The 20,270-nt window shown below is 45.2% G+C and carries 18 protein-coding genes; 7 read left to right on the forward strand and 11 right to left on the reverse strand.

All coding sequences use genetic code 11. The annotated features are described in order from the left end of the window. Window positions 1-21: 21 nt before the first annotated feature. The 5 genes from sucA to sdhC form a co-directional block, all read right to left on the reverse strand. Entirely contained in the window at window positions 22-2,847 is a 2,826-nt protein-coding gene (sucA, locus tag RXX31_RS17450; RefSeq protein ID WP_317590929.1) for a 2-oxoglutarate dehydrogenase E1 component, read from the reverse strand. A 169-nt stretch (window positions 2,848-3,016) separates the two neighbouring features. Then, entirely contained in the window at window positions 3,017-3,727 is a 711-nt protein-coding gene (locus RXX31_RS17455; RefSeq protein ID WP_264902571.1) for a succinate dehydrogenase iron-sulfur subunit, read from the reverse strand. A gap of 14 nt (window positions 3,728-3,741) precedes the next feature. After that, window positions 3,742-5,508 (reverse strand): succinate dehydrogenase flavoprotein subunit, encoded by a 1,767-nt coding sequence (gene sdhA / locus RXX31_RS17460; protein ID WP_317590930.1) that lies wholly within the window; start codon window positions 5,506-5,508, stop codon window positions 3,742-3,744. Beyond that, entirely contained in the window at window positions 5,509-5,853 is a 345-nt protein-coding gene (gene sdhD, locus RXX31_RS17465) for a succinate dehydrogenase, hydrophobic membrane anchor protein (RefSeq protein ID WP_014231147.1), read from the reverse strand. Then, window positions 5,847-6,239: a succinate dehydrogenase cytochrome b556 subunit gene (gene sdhC / locus RXX31_RS17470; protein WP_317590931.1), complete on the reverse strand. Its 393-nt coding sequence runs from the start codon at window positions 6,237-6,239 to the stop codon at window positions 5,847-5,849. Before sdhC ends, sdhD begins: the two co-directional genes overlap by 7 nt. Window positions 6,240-6,633: 394 nt before the next feature. On the opposite strand from sdhC, the gene RXX31_RS17475 reads away from it, so the two are divergent. Further along, window positions 6,634-7,923, forward strand: coding sequence for a citrate synthase (locus RXX31_RS17475; RefSeq protein WP_317590933.1), 1,290 nt, complete (start codon window positions 6,634-6,636; stop codon window positions 7,921-7,923). Window positions 7,924-8,016: 93 nt separating this feature from the next. On the opposite strand, the gene RXX31_RS17480 is transcribed toward RXX31_RS17475, so the two are convergent. Then, window positions 8,017-8,775: a Nif3-like dinuclear metal center hexameric protein gene (locus tag RXX31_RS17480; protein ID WP_317590935.1), complete on the reverse strand. Its 759-nt coding sequence runs from the start codon at window positions 8,773-8,775 to the stop codon at window positions 8,017-8,019. Window positions 8,776-8,924: 149 nt separating this feature from the next. Between RXX31_RS17480 and RXX31_RS17485 the strand changes: the two genes are divergently transcribed. Beyond that, a complete protein-coding gene (locus RXX31_RS17485) occupies window positions 8,925-9,677 on the forward strand; it encodes a DUF1853 family protein (RefSeq protein ID WP_317590937.1) in 753 nt (250 codons plus the stop codon). 107 nt (window positions 9,678-9,784) lie between these two features. Here the strand turns inward: RXX31_RS17485 and pgm are convergent, their stop codons facing one another. Together pgm and seqA are read right to left on the reverse strand one after the other, a co-directional pair. Further along, complete coding sequence (gene pgm, locus RXX31_RS17490) at window positions 9,785-11,431, reverse strand: phosphoglucomutase (alpha-D-glucose-1,6-bisphosphate-dependent) (protein ID WP_317590939.1); 1,647 nt, start codon at window positions 11,429-11,431, stop codon at window positions 9,785-9,787. Window positions 11,432-11,520: 89 nt separating this feature from the next. After that, window positions 11,521-12,063: a replication initiation negative regulator SeqA gene (seqA, locus tag RXX31_RS17495; RefSeq protein WP_317590940.1), complete on the reverse strand. Its 543-nt coding sequence runs from the start codon at window positions 12,061-12,063 to the stop codon at window positions 11,521-11,523. 92 nt (window positions 12,064-12,155) lie between these two features. Between seqA and RXX31_RS17500 the strand changes: the two genes are divergently transcribed. The 3 genes from RXX31_RS17500 (at window position 12,156) to fldA (ending at window position 13,838) form a co-directional block, all read left to right on the forward strand. Next, window positions 12,156-12,923: an alpha/beta fold hydrolase gene (locus RXX31_RS17500; RefSeq protein ID WP_317590941.1), complete on the forward strand. Its 768-nt coding sequence runs from the start codon at window positions 12,156-12,158 to the stop codon at window positions 12,921-12,923. 111 nt (window positions 12,924-13,034) lie between these two features. Further along, complete coding sequence (locus tag RXX31_RS17505; RefSeq protein ID WP_005461613.1) at window positions 13,035-13,256, forward strand: DUF2788 domain-containing protein; 222 nt, start codon at window positions 13,035-13,037, stop codon at window positions 13,254-13,256. A 48-nt stretch (window positions 13,257-13,304) separates the two neighbouring features. Beyond that, entirely contained in the window at window positions 13,305-13,838 is a 534-nt protein-coding gene (gene fldA, locus RXX31_RS17510; RefSeq protein ID WP_317590943.1) for a flavodoxin FldA, read from the forward strand. 53 nt (window positions 13,839-13,891) lie between these two features. On the opposite strand, the gene RXX31_RS17515 is transcribed toward fldA, so the two are convergent. Beyond that, window positions 13,892-14,395 carry a DUF4442 domain-containing protein gene (locus tag RXX31_RS17515; protein ID WP_317590944.1) on the reverse strand — a complete coding sequence of 168 codons (504 nt, stop codon included), beginning with the start codon at window positions 14,393-14,395 and terminating at the stop codon, window positions 13,892-13,894. A gap of 202 nt (window positions 14,396-14,597) precedes the next feature. On the opposite strand from RXX31_RS17515, the gene fcrX reads away from it, so the two are divergent. After that, entirely contained in the window at window positions 14,598-15,047 is a 450-nt protein-coding gene (gene fcrX / locus RXX31_RS17520) for a ferric iron uptake transcriptional regulator FcrX (RefSeq protein ID WP_264902713.1), read from the forward strand. A gap of 113 nt (window positions 15,048-15,160) precedes the next feature. On the opposite strand, the gene glnS is transcribed toward fcrX, so the two are convergent. Both glnS and nagE read right to left on the reverse strand, forming a co-directional pair. After that, window positions 15,161-16,831: a glutamine--tRNA ligase gene (glnS, locus tag RXX31_RS17525; RefSeq protein ID WP_317590945.1), complete on the reverse strand. Its 1,671-nt coding sequence runs from the start codon at window positions 16,829-16,831 to the stop codon at window positions 15,161-15,163. 235 nt (window positions 16,832-17,066) lie between these two features. Further along, entirely contained in the window at window positions 17,067-18,638 is a 1,572-nt protein-coding gene (gene nagE, locus RXX31_RS17530; protein WP_317590946.1) for an N-acetylglucosamine-specific PTS transporter subunit IIBC, read from the reverse strand. A gap of 494 nt (window positions 18,639-19,132) precedes the next feature. On the opposite strand from nagE, the gene nagA reads away from it, so the two are divergent. Continuing rightward, a complete protein-coding gene (nagA, locus tag RXX31_RS17535; RefSeq protein WP_317590947.1) occupies window positions 19,133-20,269 on the forward strand; it encodes an N-acetylglucosamine-6-phosphate deacetylase in 1,137 nt (378 codons plus the stop codon). The last annotated feature ends 1 nt before the right edge of the window (window position 20,270 follow it).

Consider the following 20,270-nt stretch of genomic DNA (forward strand, 5'->3'; position numbering starts at 1 on the left):
TCTTCCTTTAACTTCTAGTTCTTAATTCGAAGTTTTTGAGTTCACGTTCAGAGCGTCTTCAACCAACGCTTTTTGTTGTTTCAAGTGCACCGACATGTAGCCAACTGCTGGCGAAGCAGAAGCTGGGCGACCTGCGTATTTAAGATCTGCACCTGCAGGAATAGCGGCACGGAAGTTATGTTGACTACAGTACCAAGCACCTTGGTTCTGAGGCTCTTCCTGACACCACACGAAGTCTTCAACGTTAGTGTATTGAGCAATAGCGGCTTGCACTTCTTCCATTGGGAATGGGTAAAGCTGTTCAATACGCACAATCGCTACGTCTTCTTGTTCGTTGTTGCGACGTTGTTCTAATAGGTCGAAATAAACCTTACCAGAACAGAACACAACACGTTTCACTTTGCTTGCTTCCAGGCTATCAACTTCTGGGATAGCAGCTTGGAATGTACCTTCCGCAAGGTCTTCAATCGAAGAAGTACAAAGTGGATGACGCAGCAATGATTTCGGAGACATTACAATCAGAGGTCTACGCATTGGGCGCACCACCTGACGTCGAATCATGTGGTAAACCTGCGCTGGCGTTGAAGGAACAACCACCTGCATGTTTTGCTCAGCACATAGCTGCAGGTAACGCTCTAGGCGCGCAGATGAGTGCTCAGGTCCCTGACCTTCATAGCCATGAGGCAGAAGCATCGTTAAGCCACATAGACGAGCCCACTTCTGTTCACCAGAAGAGATAAACTGGTCGATAACCACTTGAGCGCCGTTGGCAAAGTCACCAAACTGAGCTTCCCAAATCGTCAAGCCGCCAGGTTCTGCTGTCGCATAACCATATTCAAACGCCAATACAGCCTCTTCTGACAATACAGAGTCGAATACCTGGAAAGGGCCTTGATTATCATGAACGTTTGCTAACGGAATGTACGTGCTAGCGTCCGTTTGGTTGTGAAGAACCGAGTGACGGTGGAAGAAAGTACCACGACCCGAGTCCTGACCAGAGATACGGATACGCTTGCCATCGTCAACCAGTGTTGCGTAAGCCAGAGTTTCTGCCATACCCCAGTCAATCGCCTTTTCACCAGTCATCATTGCTAGACGGTCGTTGTAAAGCTTGTTTACGCGACTTTGTAGCTTATGACTTTCTGGGTACTGACATAGACGAGTACCAAGGTCAACCAGACGTTGCTTATCGTATTGAGAGTCCCACTGCATGTCCCACTCGTGACCTAGATAAGGAGACCAGTCAACCGAGTGCAATGCCATTGGACGCCACTCTTTCACCACAACTTCACCACGGTCAAGCGCATCACGGTACTCGTTGACTAATTGTGTTGCTATCTCAATGTCTGATTCGTTTTTATCGATCAGAACATCTGCGTATAGCTTGCGAGGTGTTGGGTGTTTCTTGATTTTTTGGTACATCAAAGGCTGAGTTGCATTTGGCTCATCGGCCTCGTTGTGGCCATGACGGCGGTAACATACCAAATCAATGACGACATCACGCTTAAATTCGTTACGGTAATCCAGTGCAATACGCGTTACAAAAGCAACGGCTTCTGGATCATCCGCATTTACGTGGAAAATCGGTGCCTGTACCATCTTAGCGATATCAGTACAGTACATGGTCGAGCGAGTATCACGAGGGTTAGATGTTGTAAAACCGACTTGGTTGTTAACCACAACGCGAACCGTACCACCAACACAGAAACCACGAGAAAGAGACATGTTGAATGTTTCCGCAACCACGCCCTGGCCAGCGACAGCAGAGTCACCATGAATCGTGATAGGAAGAACTTTACTGCCTTCTTTGTCACCCAGACGGTCTTGACGAGCGCGCACAGAACCGATAACCACTGGGTTTACGATTTCTAAGTGTGATGGGTTAAATGCTAGCGCTAAGTGAACATCGCCACCTGGCGTTGCGAAGTCTGCGGAGAAACCTTGGTGGTATTTAACGTCACCCGTTCCCCACGTTTCATCGTGCTTGCCTGCGAATTCGTCGAACAGATCTTGTGGCTTCTTACCGAGTACGTTGACCAACATGTTCAAACGACCGCGGTGAGCCATACCAATAACCACTTCACGCATGCCACTGTTACCAGCATGACGGATCAATTCTTTGGTCATTGGGATAAGCGCGTCACCACCTTCTAGAGAGAAGCGTTTTGCGCCTGGGAATTTAGCGCCAAGGTAGCGCTCAAGGCCTTCTGCTGCTGTCAGCTCTTCTAGGAAAGTACGTTTCTCATCGTTATTGAATGATGGCTGGCCTACGACAGACTCAAGTCGTTGTTGAATCCAACGCTTTTGCTCTGTGTCAGTCATGTGCATGTATTCAGCACCGATGGAACCGCAGTAAGTTTTGTTGAGGGCTTCGTAAATGTCTTTCAACTTCATGGTTTCTTGCCCAACAGCAAAAGAACCTACGTTGAAAGTTTCTTCGAAATCTTCTTCGGTAAGATTATGAAATGCAGGGTCTAGCTCAGCAACGGTTGGACGTTGCCATAGACCTAATGGATCTAATTCTGCAGCTTCGTGTCCGCGGAAACGGTATGCGTTGATTAGCTGTAGAACTTTTACTTGTTTTGCATCGACATCAGGGTCACTAACTTGGACATTGTAATGCTTTGTTTCTTGAGCGAGTCGTCGGAAGTAGTCACGGACACGTGAATGCGGCTGTTCTGCCACTTCTTTTGATGGCTTAGGCAAGCCGTCAAAAACACGTTTCCACTCCTCACTTACCAGATCGGGATCACTTAGATACAGTTCGTAGAGTTCCTCTACATACGTTGCATTGGCGCCAGCCAAGTGTGAAGACTCGAGCCATGCCTTCATCACGCCGTTGTGCATATTTTCCCTTAACCAGTAGTTTTCACGTTTGCTTCGGTCTACGCCGAGCTATAAACAGCCGACTAACATAATCGGCAATTTTCATATTCTTCTACTCGAGTGTTTAAGTTGCAGTGAAGTGACAGGGTTTGCTTTGCACAACACTGCAACTGTATCAATTGCGAGTAAATTACACCGAGCGATTGACCAGCATCGACTTAATATGGCCGATAGCTTTCGTCGGGTTGAGTCCTTTAGGACAAACACTTACACAGTTCATGATGCCGTGGCAACGAAAAACGCTAAATGCGTCATCAAGATCTGACAGACGTTCATCTGTCGCAGTATCACGACTATCAATTAACCAGCGGTAAGCAGCTAGTAGTCCTGCAGGACCAATAAATTTGTCCGGATTCCACCAGAATGACGGACAAGAAGTTGTACAACATGCACACATGATACATTCGTACAAACCATCTAGATGCGCACGGTCATCTGGAGACTGCAGATTCTCACGAGAAGGTGGTAATGCACCATCATCGATTAAGAATGGCTTAACTTTCGCATAGTTATCATAGAACTGTGTCATGTCAACAATAAGATCACGTACCACAGGTAGACCTGGTAGAGGACGAATTACGATCTTATCGCCTTGCAGTGCAGATAAAGGTGTTATACATGCCAAACCGTTTTTACCGTTCATGTTCAAGCCGTCAGAGCCACAAACACCTTCACGGCAAGAACGACGGAATGCGATGCTTGGATCTTGCTCTTTAAGCAGGATCAGTGCATCCAGAACCATCATATCTGAGCCTTCATCGACTTCTAGCGTGTAGTCTTTCATGTAAGGCTTAGTATCTACGTCCGGATTGTAACGGTACAAAGAGAAGTTCAGTTTCATAGTCATATCCTCCCTTAGTATGTACGTACTTTCGGCGGGAACGCGTCACGGTGTACTGGCGTCATGTTTACATCACGCTTCGTCATCGCTTCCGTTTCCGGGTTGTAGATTGAGTGGCATAGCCAGTTCTCATCATCACGCTCAGGGAAGTCAAAGCGAGCGTGTGCACCACGGCTTTCCGTACGGTAGTTCGCAGCAACTGCGGTTGAGAATGCCGTTTCCATCAAGTTATCGAGTTCCAGACACTCAATACGTTGCGTGTTGAACTCTGAAGATTTGTCCGCTAAGTGCGCATCTTTCAGACGTTCACGGATAACTTTCAACTCTTCCAGGCCTGTTGCCATTGCATCACCTTCACGGAATACCGAGAAGCTGTTTTGCATGCAGCTTTGCAGGTCTTTACGGATTTGTACTGGATCTTCGCCACCTGTGCTGTTTTCCCAACGCATAGTGCGCGCCAGAGAAGCTTCGATGTCAGATTCAGTTGCCGGACGAGCTTCCGATTGCGCTGCCAACGTTTCACCTAGGTGAAGACCTGTTGCACGACCGAATACCACCAAGTCTAGTAGTGAGTTACCACCTAGACGGTTTGCACCGTGAACCGATACAGAAGCGATTTCACCACATGCGTAGAGGCCTTGAACTTCCGCTTCGCTGCCGTCAGCCTTCTGTGTAATTGCCTGACCAGAAACCTGAGTTGGAACACCACCCATCATGTAGTGACAGGTTGGGATGACTGGAATTGGTTCTTTCACTGGATCAACGTGGGCGAATGTACGAGATAGCTCACAGATACCTGGTAGACGAGATTCAAGTACGTCTTTACCTAAGTGATCAAGTTTCAGCTTGATATGTGGACCCCAAGGGCCTTCGCAACCACGGCCTTCGCGGATTTCGATCATCATAGAACGAGCCACAACGTCACGACCAGCAAGGTCTTTTGCGTTTGGTGCGTAACGTTCCATGAAGCGTTCACCGTCTTTATTCAGAAGGTAACCACCTTCTCCACGACAACCTTCTGTTACAAGAACACCTGCGCCAGCGATACCCGTTGGGTGGAACTGCCACATTTCCATGTCTTGCATTTGAACGCCAGCACGTAGTGCCATACCAACACCGTCACCAGTGTTAATGTGTGCGTTCGTTGTCGAAGCGTAGATACGACCAGCACCGCCAGTCGCCAGGATAGTTGCTTTTGATTTGAAGTAACAGATTTCGCCTGTTTCCATACAAATCGCAGTACAACCCATGATCGCGCCGTCTTGGTTTTTCACCAAATCTAACGCATACCACTCAGAGAAAATGGTTGTCTTATGTTTAACGTTCTGTTGGTAAAGCGTGTGTAGAAGCGCGTGACCGGTACGGTCTGCCGCTGCTGCTGTGCGTGCAGCCTGCTCACCACCAAACTCTTTTGACTGACCGCCAAATGGACGTTGATAAATACTGCCGTTATCAAAACGAGAGAATGGAAGACCCATTTTCTCTAGTTCGATAACAGACTCAGGTCCATTTTTACACATGTATTCGATAGCATTTTGGTCACCGATGTAATCCGAACCTTTTACCGTATCGTACATGTGCCACTGCCAATCATCCTTATGCGAGTTACCTAACGCAACAGTGATACCACCCTGCGCAGATACCGTATGAGAACGAGTTGGGAATACTTTAGACAGCAAAGCACATGAAAGGCCTTGCTCTGAAATTTGTAGTGCAGCGCGCATACCTGCACCACCAGCGCCGATTACTACGGCGTCAAACTCACGAACTGGAATAGACACTTACGCACCCCACAAAATAAATAGACCAGAGAAGACATAGCCGAATAGAACGGCAATAACACCAAGTTGCAATGCGCCACGAAGTTTCGCGCACTTAATATAGTCGGTGAACACTTGCCACATACCAACCCAAGCGTGAATCAGTACCGAAACAAGAGCCAACATGGTGAATACTTTAGTGAAAGTGCCACCAAAGAATTGGGTCCAAGATGCGTAAGAGATATCTGAGAATGCACAGAAGCTAACCAGATAAATCGTGTATAAGGTCATAATGATGGCGGTAGCACGAATCAGTAGGAAATCGTGTACACCGTTACGACCGAATGATGAAACGTGTTTTACCATACCATTATCCCCGCCAATAGTGACAATACTGCAGTCGCACCGAAAGCAACTTTCGCGCTCATCGTGCCTGTATCTAGCTCTTCAAAATAGCCTAGATCCATCATCAGGTGACGGATACCACCAGCAATGTGGTACGCAAGTGCAGTTAGAATTCCCCATAGGATGAATTTTACGAAGAAACCATCAACGATGTCAGCGGCTTCCATAAAACCCATTGGGGATGACAGAGAAATGGACAGTAACCAAAGTAGTATACCCACCGCAACAAACGTAATTACCCCGGACACACGGTGCAGGATGGATGCGATTGCTGTGATAGGAAAGCGGATGGTCTGTAAATCTAAATTAACAGGTCTTGACTTTCTTTCTTTCACGGGCTTGCTCACTCAGCTCCATTGAGCATTTATTGTTATAACCAATTTCAGCGTCCAAATGTACAAAAGTTAACATTTATTTAACAGATACAACCGATAATCACCGAGAATATTGTAAACGAGTTGTTAACACCGGGAGCCATTACCAAACCTCACACTTTGTTATAGCCCCGAATTTATAAGGATTTAACTAAAATTTTCTTTGCCAATATACGGCGAGCAACATTCTAATACAATTGGTGTAACAAATTATGCTACATAGAACAGATTTTTAACGATTTTCAAAGAAAAAATCATAACAAGTGCACACAAAGATGTAGAAAAATTGACTTTACGCCTTAACAACAGTAAAAACATTGCACACAAACATCCTGGACGGATTAAAAAATAAACAAAGGAGATTGTTATGGCGGATAAGAAAGCGACCCTTCATGTTGAAGGTCAAGCGCCAATCGAGCTGCCAATTATGGACGGTACACTAGGTACTCCTGTAATTGACGTTCGTAAACTGGGTGCCAATGGTTACTTTACTTTTGACCCTGGTTTTCTTGCCACTGCATCTTGTGAATCATCAATCACGTATATCGATGGCAGCAAAGGTATCCTTTTGCACCGCGGTTACCCGATTGATCAATTAGCCAATAACGCAGATTACCTAGAAGTATGTTACATCCTTCTTTATGGTGAAGCCCCTACCCGAGACCAATACGAGCAATTCAAGAAAACCGTTACTCGTCATACTATGGTACATGAGCAAATCGCAAGCTTTTTCCACGGCTTCCGACGTGATGCTCACCCAATGGCGGTAATGTGTGGCGTAGTCGGTGCATTAGCAGCCTTCTACCACGATTCGCTCGATATTAATAACGACGAACACCGTGATATTGCGGCGTACCGTCTAATTTCGAAAATGCCTACGCTGGCAGCGATGTGTTACAAATACTCTATCGGTCAGCCATTTATCTACCCACGCAACGACTTAAGCTACGCGGAAAACTACCTACACATGATGTTTGCAAACCCATGTGAAGAGTATGAAGTGAACCCTGTTGTTGCGCGCGCAATGGATAAAATCTTTACGCTTCATGCGGATCACGAACAAAACGCGTCTACATCAACAGTACGTCTGGCTGGTTCTTCTGGTGCTAACCCATTTGCATGTATTGCAGCGGGTATCGCATCTCTTTGGGGCCCGGCACACGGCGGTGCTAACGAAGCATGTCTGAAGATGCTGGAAGAAATCGGCAGTGTCGATAAAATTCCTGAGTACGTAGAGCGTGCGAAAGATAAAGATGACCCATTCCGTTTGATGGGCTTCGGTCACCGTGTTTACAAAAACTACGACCCACGTGCAACTGTAATGCGTGAAACGTGTCACGAAGTTCTAAAAGAGCTAAACATCCAAGATCCGCTGCTTGACGTAGCAATGGAACTTGAACGTATTGCGCTTTCAGATGAGTACTTCGTTTCTAAGAAACTGTACCCGAACGTAGACTTCTACTCAGGTATCATTCTTAAAGCGATTGGTATTCCAGTATCAATGTTTACGGTTATCTTCGCTCTATCTCGTACCGTTGGCTGGATTGCTCACTGGAACGAGATGCACAGCGATCCACTAAACCGCATTGGCCGTCCACGTCAGCTATACACTGGTGAGGAACAACGTGAATTTTCGCCACTGCATGAGCGCGAATAGTCACTTAGCAACATGCTAATTAAAAAAGGGGTTGAGATGTAAGTCTCAACCCCTTTTTATTTTTGCCTATTACTCTAGCAGATAAAACCGCGATTAAACCGGGTTATCAATATCAATAAACTCAACCTGTAAGCCGTATTCATCAGCTAACCATTTTCCGAGTGCTTTAACGCCGTAACGCTCTGTTGCATGATGTCCCGCCGAGAAATAGTGAATATCCATCTCCCGCGCGGTATAGGTGGTACGCTCTGATATTTCACCAGAGATATACGCATCCAACCCATGCTGAACAGCCAGCTCGATAAAATCTTGTCCACCACCAGTACACCAACCCACGGTCTCAATCATCTTATCTGCATTTTCTGGGGCGATATGCAGGGGCGCTCTATCGAGCACCTGATTGATTTTGCTCGCAAATTCAGCACCTGTTAACGACTTTTTCAAACGGCCAAACATCGCTACTGATTGAGGATGACCTTCCAGACCACCTTCAACATCAATTTCCAGCAGCTTTGCCAGCTCTGCGTTGTTACCTAGGTCCGGGTGAATATCAAGCGGAAGGTGGTAGCCGTACAAATTAATATCATTTTTAATTAGGCTTCGGATTCGATTGCCTTTCATGCCACGAATGGGCTCAGGCTCGCCCTTCCAAAAGTAGCCATGATGGACAATCAATGCATCAGCATTAAGCTCAACGGCTTTATCGATCAAAGCCTGTGAAGCCGTCACACCAGTGACGATACGGTTGACGACCGATGTACCTTCTACCTGCAATCCATTCGGGGCGTAATCTTTAATTAATTGTGGTGACAGTTTGTCGTTAAGAATCTGTTCTAGCTTTAAGTTATTCATCATCACTTCCGATTTCTAATGCATATTTAAAGTGTATATCGAACCTGGATACTGATGCCAGACATCCTGTCCCTATCGTTGGCAAATTTCGTTACAATAACGCCACTTAATCACTTATTGTTAATGCTAACGGGTTAAAAGGAAACGAGATGAATCAACTGCAGCGCTTTTATGATTGGATCGCATCATCGCCTCCACTTTTTCAATTACGACCACCGTTTGCAACACTTGAAGATTTATCTGTTACTCCCCTATGCGAGTCTGAAGAATACACGGGCAATCCTAGACTCGGCTTTCTCTACCAGCACTTATGTACCGCAGCACTCGCTAATTCTCATCGATACCAAGTTGTCGCAGAGGAAATTCAACTCAATGACACTAATGGAAGAACCATTGGCGCTGTGGATTTAGTCTTGAAAAATACCGAGTCAGGTCAGTTGGAGCATTGGGAAGTGGCGATTAAATTCTACCTTCTTCATCAAGGCATTTGGTACGGGCCCAATGCTCATGACCAATTACACAAAAAATTAGATAGAATGCTCAGTCATCAATTGAAGATGAGTGAAAGACCAGAGTTTCAGCAAATATTACCTCTTGAAGTACCACCGAAAGAGCGACTGTTGATGCAAGGACGCCTTTATATCAATCCATTTTCTACCGAAGTTACCCCCTCTGACTGCTTGGGTTACGAACTTAATCCCAGTCAGATAAACGGGTATTGGTGCTATCAAAGCCAGTGGGACCTAATTAAAAAGCCGCTCTATCACTTGAGCAAGCCGTGTTGGGCGATTGGCACGGATGACTACTCGCATCAGATTGAAAAACCATCAGATCGATTTGAGCATGCACAGACGCAAGATGGCGAATTCTGGTTTATTGTGCCGGATCAGTGGCCAAACTAGCTTTGATGCGCTGAACGTTATCTTCTTTAATCTCGGCAAAACCAAAATAAAAAGGGTTGATGCTTTCACATCAACCCTTAACGTTTCCATTAAAAAAATTGTCTCGTTTACAGACCTGCGGCTGCAAATACCTGATTAACAATTTCTTGCGCTTCGGCTTCGATTTGTTTTAGGTGCTCTTCACCCTTGAAGCTTTCACAGTAAATTTTGTAGATGTCTTCTGTACCAGATGGACGAGCTGCAAACCAGCCATTTTCAGTCGTGACTTTCAACCCGCCGATTGCCGCACCGTTACCAGGAGCATGAGTGAGTCGAGCAGTGATTGCATCGCCCGCCAATGTTTCAGCAGAGACCATTTCAGGAGACAGTTTCTTCAGTACATCTTTTTGTGGACCGTTGGCAACCGCTTGGATACGGTTGTACTTAGATTCACCGTGCTTCGCCGCTAGCTCTTCGTAGTACTCTTGTGGGTTTTTACCCGTCACTGCTGTGATTTCTGCAGCTAGTAGACAAAGTAGGATGCCATCTTTATCTGTTGACCACGGTGTGCCATCTTTGCGCAGGAAAGAAGCCCCTGCACTTTCTTCGCCACCGAAGCCAAATTTACCGGTGTAAAGGCCATCAACAAACCATTTAAAGCCAACGGGTACTTCACACAGCTCTCGACCAAGATCAGCAACAACACGGTCGATCAGTGCGCTCGAAACCAGTGTCTTACCGACTGCGACATCTTTACCCCATGCATCACGATGACGGTATAAATAGTCGATACATACCGCTAAGTAATGGTTCGGATTCATTAAACCTTTTGGAGTAACAATACCGTGGCGGTCATAATCCGGGTCATTACCAAACGCCAGATCGTATTCATCTTTCAGTGCTAGCAGACCTGCCATGGCATAAGGAGAAGAACAGTCCATACGAACTACGCCATCTTTATCCAGTGACATAAATTGGAAAGATGGGTCAATTGCTTCACTCACCAGAGTAAGGTCTAAGTTGTAAGCTTTGCCAATTTGGCGCCAGTAGTCGATACCGCTGCCACCTAGTGGGTCAACACCAATTTTTAGGTTGGCTTTTTGAATCGCTTCCATATCGATCACGTTAACTAAGTCATCGATGTATGGTTTTACTAAATCAACTTCCACAAACAAGTCAGACGCTTTTGCTTCTTGTAGCGGCAGACGTTTCACGCCTGTTAGCCCTTCGGCGATCAGTGCATTCGCTCTGTCTTCAATTGCCTGAGTCAGTTCAGCTTCTGCGGGACCGCCATGAGTCGGATTGTATTTGATACCGCCGTCTTGTGGTGGGTTGTGCGAAGGAGTGATCACAATGCCATCTGCTTTCTCATCGTGTTTGATGTTGTAAGTCAGAATCGCGTGTGAGATACCTGGGGTTGGTGTGTAACCATTGTCTTGCTGAACGATCACTTTTACACCGTTCGCAATCAAAACTTCGATAACACTAGAAAAAGCTGGCTCTGATAATGCGTGAGTATCTTTACCGACAAACAGTGGCCCTGTCGTGCCCTGATCTGCACGGACTTCTGCAACTGCCTGTGCAATGGCTAAGATGTGATTCTCATTAAAGGTATGCTTGTCTGCAGTACCACGGTGACCTGATGTACCGAATAGAACCTTATGCTCTGGGTTAGTCGTATCTGGTTGAAGTAAGAAGTAGTTAGCAACTAACGCCGGAATATTATGAAGATTTTCCTGTTGCGCTTTTTGCCCGGCACGAGGGTGCATAGCCATATCTGACATCCTTTCTTTAAATATAACAAACTAAAAAGCCTCATAATATCCGCTAAATGCTACACATTATGAGGCTTCTATCAGGTTTCTTATATTGAACCTGTTACTTTTTCTATTAAGTCCGGTTGGAAACCCATGTGTGTCATCACTTGCTCAACCATCTGTCTCTTACGGCTGGTATTATTATTGGTGATAACCCAGAATGGTGTTTCTGGAATGGCTTTAGGTTTGGTTGTATTGCCGTTAGCCAGCAAGGTTTCTTCATTATCCGCAAAGTAGACGCGCTTACGTCCCTTCACATTTGTCGCTTGCGCGAACCCTTCTGGATTTAATTTATGTAATGTTGATAGCACCAACATGAAGCGATCAATCGCTTTCTTAAGATCTGCAAACTCATCAGAGATTAACAGTGAACGCATTGCTTTCACTGTATCAACCTGTTCGGTTTTACCGGCATCTTTACTAACTACAATCCCTTGTGGCTTCTCTACTACAGGCGCAGTTTCTGCTTCCTGCAACTGACCATCAAGGTTTAAAAGGCGTCGCAAAATATCCGAGGCACTTTCACCGATATGCTTAGTCTGACCAGCAATGTAACGGTAAAGATCCTCATCAACCTCAATTGTTTTCATTCGCTTTTCACATTCTCAATGTTTAAACTCTGGGGGATTATAACGAGATCCTTTCGGATACTCCACGTTAAACCCATCACGAATAAGATAAAATGTCAGCATTACTCAACTATAAGCAGGAAGGCCAAGGCCAAACAGTTGTTTTGATTCACGGATTGTTTGGTAGTTTAAGTAATCTGGGCCTTTTGGCTCGTGATCTTGTCCAAGATTACTCCGTGATCAGTATTGATCTGCGAAATCATGGTCTTTCGTTCCACTCGGACACACATACTTACACCGATATGGCGCAAGACGTTGCCGAATTACTTCGCCACTTGAATATTGAGCCAGCGATCATTATTGGCCATTCCATGGGTGGAAAAGTCGCGATGAAGCTCGTAGACATCGCACCACAATTTGTGGAGCAGTTAGTCGTGCTGGACATCGCTCCTGTAGCCTACACAACAAATCGTCATGAAAATGTGTTTAATGGTCTGCAGGCCGTCATTGCTCAGAAGCCAACAAGCCGCCAGCAGGCGATGGACGTGCTTGCACAACACGTGGAGATCGATGGTGTCAGACAGTTTCTTTCTAAGTCTCTGTATAAAGACGGCGAGACAATGGCGTGGCGCTTTAACGTAGAAAGCCTATTGGCTAACTACGCGGAAATCATCGGCTGGCAAGAGATAGCAGCCACTGAGATACCGACTCTATTTATTAAAGGTAGTGAATCAGACTATTTAATGCCAGAGCATCAACCTGCCGTACAGAGACAGTTTAAGCAAGCGAAAGCGCATATCATCGCTAACACAGGCCATTGGTTACATGCAGAAAAGCCAGCGGAAGTGATGCGAGTGATCAGGAAATACATCTCGGGTTAACAAATTCACCAACAACCCTTGATTATTGAAATAACCGCCCTGGTATTGCATTAACTTTACCGGTTAACAGTGGTATAGTGCGCGCAATAATTTTCGGCATGAAGGACTACAATGCTCTACGACTACATGGATATGCTCGAATCTATCGGGCTCGATCTTCTTTTTGCTGCTATCTTCTTCTTCATCGGGATGGCAATAAAAGATGTGCTAAAGCAAGGCAATGTACCTGTTTTTGGTCGTCGTATTGTATGGTTAGTCCTTTTTCTAGGCTGTGCTGGTTTTATCGCGAAAGGGATAATTCAGCTAACGTGGGAAGGCTCAGGGTTAGGCTAAACCCTTAGTACCATCGCCAACAACAAACAATGTAAAGGTATAGACTCTATGGCAAGTGTAGGTATCTTCTTCGGTAGCGACACAGGTAATACTGAAGCCGTTGCAAAGATGATTCAAAAGCAACTAGGTAAGCAACTGGTTCACGTTCAAGACATCGCGAAAAGCAGCAAAGAAGACATTGATAACTTTGATCTTCTGCTTCTAGGTATCCCAACTTGGTACTATGGCGAGTCACAATGTGATTGGGATGACTTTTTCCCGGAACTCGAGCAAATCGACTTCTCTACTAAGTTAGTCGCTATTTTTGGTTGTGGTGACCAGGAAGACTACGCAGAGTATTTCTGTGACGCGATGGGTACAGTACGTGACATCGTAGAATCAAAAGGCGGCACTATCCTGGGTCATACATCAACGGAAGGCTACGAATTCGAAGCGTCTAAAGCGCTTGTCGAAGGTGATGACAGCCAGTTCGTTGGTCTGTGCATCGATGAAGACCGTCAACCTGAGTTAACCGACGAACGTGTCGAAAACTGGGTAAAACAGATTTATGAAGAGATGTGTTTAGCTGAGCTTGAAGGCTAATCGCAGAACCTTATTTAAGACCTCCGCTTTGGAGGTCTTTTTGTATGTAACGTTTACGAAACTTCCGTTGCGACCTCTTCTTCTCGGTACTGAGGTTTTTTACGAACATACAGCTTGCGTTTTACTTCAGACACCACATTCCCGTCCCTGTCTTTGACATGAATAATAAACTCAGGGAACCATTTAGCGCCATTACGCGTTTTTTTTAATATCTCTTCAATCATCCCTTGTGAAATTTCAAAATCGGCAAACAAGTCACTCTGTCCCGGTTTGATAAAGTTAATGCTCGCTTCTTTATCCCAGACATAATATTCCTCGCGTAATATCCCGATCAGCATCATCGAATAAATGGGGTCAGTAAGAGAGAAAATACTGCCACCATATTGAGTTAGATTGGCGTTTTTATTCCACCAATTCAGCTTCAAACGTACTTTAACCAGACGAAAGTCATCAGAAATATGTAAGATTTTGATTCCAGCTCCCCAGAATGGGGGCCAAAGATTGAGTCCAAATTTTATGATTCCTGGCTTATAAATTTTGGCAATCCGCTTATCCATTGCGATCCCTGCTCTCCACGCGATTCATGTTACTAATTTGTAACAGTTAAGAGCTCTAATATAATTGACCAATTCCTAATTTACAAAGAAAGAATATATTAACCCTTTGAAGTTCGTGGTTTAATGTTTTTTGCCATTCGCCTATAATGGTATCAATATTGAATTCTGTTAAATCGCTGCAGATGATCCAACGGGAAAGTATATGTCAGATAATAATCAGGCGCTGAAAGACGCGGGTTTAAAAGTAACCCTTCCAAGGCTAAAAATTCTAGAAGTACTTCAGCAGCCAGACTGCCAGCACATCAGTGCTGAAGATTTGTACAAAAAGTTGATTGATCTAGGTGAAGAAATCGGTCTAGCGACCGTTTATCGAGTACTAAACCAATTCGACGATGCTGGGATTGTCACTCGCCACCACTTTGAAGGTGGTAAATCCGTCTTCGAACTGTCGACTCAACACCACCACGACCACCTAGTGTGTCTAGATTGTGGTGAAGTTATTGAGTTTTCAGACGATCTTATCGAAGAACGTCAAAAAGAAATCGCTGCGAAGTACAACGTGACTCTGACTAACCATAGTCTTTACCTCTACGGTAAATGTGGCGATGGTAGTTGCAAAGACGATCCAAACGCACACAAGCCAAAGAAATAACCATTTATTAAAAATAAAAGCGCTCAGTGAGCGCTTTTATTTTAACGGTTATCTCTTCACCAAATAATAAAAAAATGCCAGTCTCCGGACTGGCATTTTTATTTTTAGCTCAATTATTTAGCTTCAATTTTCGCCCAAGTATCGCGAAGACCAACTGTGCGGTTGAACACTAGTTTATCAGCGCTTGAATCTTTCGAATCAGCACAGAAGTAGCCCATACGCTCAAATTGGTAGCCTTCCTCTGCTTGTGCAGACGCTAGACTTGGCTCAACGAAACCATTAATCACAACAAGTGACTCAGGGTTAATCGTCGAAGCAAAATCTTCAGCAGCAGCAGGATTCGGAACCGTAAATAGACGGTCGTATAGACGAATTTCCGCTGGTAATGCTTTATCCGCTGATACCCAGTGGATTACACCTTTTACTTTACGGCCGTCAGCAGGGTTCTTACCCAGTGTATCAGCATCGTAAGTACAGAAAATTGTAGTGATGTTGCCTTCTGCGTCTTTTTCAACACGCTCAGCTTTGATCACGTAAGCACCACGCAAACGAACTTCTTTACCTAGCACCAAACGCTTGTACTTCTTGTTTGCTTCTTCACGGAAGTCTTCACGTTCAATCCAAACTTCACGTGTAAACGGTACTTCACGCTCGCCCATTTCTGGTTTATTCGGATGGTTAGCTAGAGATAGGTTTTCTACCTTACCCTCTTCAAAGTTTTCAATAACCACTTTTACAGGGTCGAGTACAGCCATTGCACGCGGAGCATTTTCGTTTAGGTCGTCACGAATACAAGATTCTAGTGAGCCAAACTCAATCATGTTGTCTTGTTTTGTAACACCAATACGTTTACAGAACTCACGAATAGATGCTGGCGTGAAGCCACGACGACGTAAACCAGAGACAGTTGGCATACGTGGATCATCCCAGCCGTTTACCAGTTTTTCTGTCACTAGCTGGTTTAGCTTACGCTTAGACATTACTGTGTATTCTAGGTTTAGGCGGCTGAACTCGTACTGATGCGGACGACAATCAATGGTGATGTTGTCTAGCACCCAATCGTAAAGGCGACGGTTATCCATAAACTCGAGCGTACAAATTGAGTGCGTAATGCCCTCTAACGCATCAGAGATACAGTGAGTAAAGTCGTACATTGGGTAAATGCACCACTTATCACCAGTCTGGTGGTGAGTCGCGAAACGAACACGGTATAGAACCGGATCACGCATAACCATGAATGAAGAGCCCATGTCGATCTTCGCACGAAGACAAGCTTTACCTTCTTCGAATTCACCGGCGCGCATTTGTTCAAACTTCGCCAGGTTTTCTTCTACCGAGCGATCACGATACGGGCTTGGTTTACCTGGTGCTTTTAGCGTACCACGGTACTCACGAATCTGCTCTGGACTTAGCTCATCTACGTACGCTAAGCCTTTATTAATCAATTCAATTGCATATTCGTAAAGCTTATCGAAGTAGTTTGATGAGTAACATACTTCACCACTCCACTCGAAGCCCAACCAGTTTACATCTTTCTTGATAGACTCAACGTATTCGATGTCTTCTTTTTCAGGGTTTGTATCGTCGAAACGTAAGTTACATTGACCCTGGTAGTCCTGAGCAATACCGAAGTTCAAACAGATAGACTTAGCATGACCGATATGCAGGTAGCCATTCGGCTCCGGCGGGAATCGAGTATGCACGCTAGTGTGTTTACCATCCGCGAGATCCTTATCAATGATCTGGCGAATAAAGTTTGATGGACGAGCATCAGCTTCACTCATCTATAGCACCTCAAAATATTAGTATTGTCAGAGAAAACGGCACTCTGCACCCAAGTAAGGAATTGCAGAGTGAATTACTGCTAATGATCCACAATTCTACGCAATTAGACAACAAGAACTGGTGCTAAATCGTCAATATTTATCGAGTTAGCATGAAACTACAGCAGAATAGAAGCAACAAAATAAAAAAAGACCTCACAAGGGAGGTCTTTTTCGAATCATCCGCAGAATGTGATTATGGCAGTTTCACATTGGAAAGGTCTTCGTTGGCACCAATTGCCTTCATTTCACCAGCAATGATTTCCGCTAAAGGACCAAGGATAACTTGTAGGTTATTCTCACCGAGTTTCACCACACCTTTCGCGCCAAGCTTCTTCAGTACCGCCTCATCTGCTACTGAACGGTCTTTCAATGTTAGACGTAGACGAGTAATACAAGCATCAATCGCAGTTAGGTTCTCGTGACCACCCAGAGCTTTCAGGTATTGGCGAGCCAAGTCACCGCTTTTCGCTTCGCCAGATGCTGCTGCTTCTGTTTCGCCATCATCTTCACGACCTGGCGATTTCAGGTTGAAAGCGCGGATAGCGAATGTGAATGTGAAGAAGTACAGTGCACCAAAGCCAAGACCAACAGCACCAAGCAGCAGTGGTTTCGTCGCTAGACCGAAGTTCAACCAGTAGTCAATAAGGCCAGCAGAGAACGTGAAACCGTGAAGCGTACCAAGCATGTTAGCCACAACGAGCGACAGACCAGTGAACACGGCGTGAATCGCGTATAGAGCAGGCGCTAAGAACATGAACATGAATTCTAGTGGCTCTGTGATACCGGTTAGGAATGAACAGAATGCAACCGAGAACAGTGCACCACCTACTTGGTGACGTTTTTCAACAGGAGCAGCAAAGTACATCGCCAGAGCCGCGCCAGGCAGACCAAACATCATGATTGGGAAGAAGCCATTCATGAATGTACCAGCACCTTTGTCACCACCAAAGAAGCGATGTAGGTCACCAGATTTAATTGTCTCAGTCACTTCTTTCACTGTTGCTGTGATTTCAGGAGTTACTGAGTTAGCGAATTCAAATGTGTGAGTTTGACCAACAACCAGCGTCTTAGCTAGAGCCGGGTCAACACACAACTGCTGTACTGATGGTAGAGCTTGACCCGCAGCAGAAGCACCTGCAATTACGATTTCCTGACAAGAGCCCATACCGAACCAGAAGAACGAGTTTAGTACGTGGTGTAGACCGACAGGAATCAGCGCACGGTTAAGCGTACCGTATACAAACTGACCGATAGCACCAGATGTAGAGATAGCGTGAGCAAGTGCGTCCAGACCACCTTGGATCGTTGGCCATATAATACCACCAACAGCACCAGCAGCTAGAGCAAAAAGGCCCGCCATAATAGGCACTAGACGTTTGCCAGAGAAGAATGCCAGCCACTCAGGAAGACGGGTAGCGTGAAAAGCATTGTAAGAGTGACCGGCAATGATACCTGCAATGATACCGCCGAAGAATGACATGTTAACTGATGGATCAATTGTTTCCGCTGTAGCTTTGAGCACAAAGTACGCCACCGCACCAGCAAGACCCGCCGCACCTTGGCCGTCTTTAGATAAGCCGATCGCAATACCTAAGCCAAACAACAATGGAAGGTTAGAAAAGATTGAGTTACCAGCTTGTGCCATAAACGCAATATCAAGTACATCAGGTTGGCCCAAACGCAATAACAAACCTGCGATTGGCAAGGTCGCGATAGGAAGCATAAGAGCTTTACCCAACTTCTGCGCGTATCCGAGAATATTCACCTTTAGTTCCCCCTATAGGATTAGATGTTATGTTGAATAACTTATTTTAGTCGTTCAATTTAGTCCTGTTCAGTTTATGACATTAATTTTGCTCCGCAAATTAAAAGCTCACTGTTTGTGATCAGAATCACCAGAATTTACCCTGAAAGAAGGTTTTTGCTAGCGGGATCATAAAACTTATTTTATTATACAAAAAATGGCATTTTAAAGATAAGATCCTCGCACTATATGCAAGGAAGTATCCGTGTTATTTTGGTCTCCAGCGAGTAACCTATGCTAACTTCGCTCTGAAAAAGAATCCGTTGAAAGTAGTTCATTTATCATTTTTCAGTCCGTTATCGTTAGTTACGCCACCATGACCGAGATAAACGCGACTTGCCTTATGTAACCCGTTATCTAATTCCGTGGTACAAACTAAGTAACCATATGACTCAAACAGTCATCGTTTAGCTAACATTACAGACATGAATTCTCACTATAAGGACTAGCTGACTATGTACGCGCTAAGTAACTGTAAAATCTATACCGGTAGTGATGTTCTATACGAACATGCGGTCATCATCGACAACGACCTAATTCAATCCGTTGTGCCAGTTGCCGAACTACCGGAAGACATCGAGGTGAAAGATCTAAATGGTGCGAACCTAAGTCCAGGATTCATTGATCTTCAACTAAACGGTTGTGGTGGAGTGATGTTGAATGACGATATCACGCCAGAAACCATGCAAATCATGCATGAGGCAAACCTCAACTCAGGTTGTACGAGTTACTTGCCAACACTGATTACCTCTTCAGACGAAGACATGCGTGCTGCTATCAGTGCGGCTCGCGAATACCACAATAAATACCAAAATCAGTCACTAGGTCTGCACCTGGAAGGGCCTTATCTTAACGTCGCGAAAAAAGGCATCCACAATGTCGACTTTATTCGCACGTCCGATCAAGACATGATTGACCTAATTTGTGCAAATAGTGACATCATAGCAAAGGTGACGCTAGCACCAGAACAAAACGACCCTGAGCATATTCGTCGCCTAAAAGCGGCTGGTGTCGTCGTTTCTATCGGCCATACCAACGCTACGTACAAAGAAGCACGCAAAGGCTTTGAAGCTGGTATTTCCTTTGCGACTCACTTATTCAACGCGATGACACCAATGGTTGGTCGTGAACCTGGCGTGGTTGGTGCGATTTACGATACACCGGAAGTTTATGCTGGAATTATCGCGGATGGTTTCCACGTAGACTACGCAAACATCAGAATTGCTCATAAAATCAAGGGTGAAAAGCTTGTTTTGGTGACGGATGCCACAGCTCCGGCAGGTGCTAACATTGATCACTTTATTTTTGTCGGTAAGAAAGTATATTACCGAGATGGTAAGTGTGTTGATGAAAATGGCACATTAGGCGGCTCAGCCCTGACTATGATTGAAGCAGTTCAGAATACGGTTGAGCACGCAGGTATCGCTTTAGACGAAGCTCTACGCATGGCCACATTGTATCCAGCAACCGCTATTGGGGTTGAGGATAAACTTGGCCGAGTTCGAACAGGCATGGTAGCAAACCTGACCGTGTTCGATCGTGACTTCAATGTAAAAGCGACGGTTGTTAACGGACAATACGAGCACAATTAAG

The organism is Vibrio sp. EA2, assembly GCF_033042495.1.
GTDB lineage: Bacteria > Pseudomonadota > Gammaproteobacteria > Enterobacterales > Vibrionaceae > Vibrio.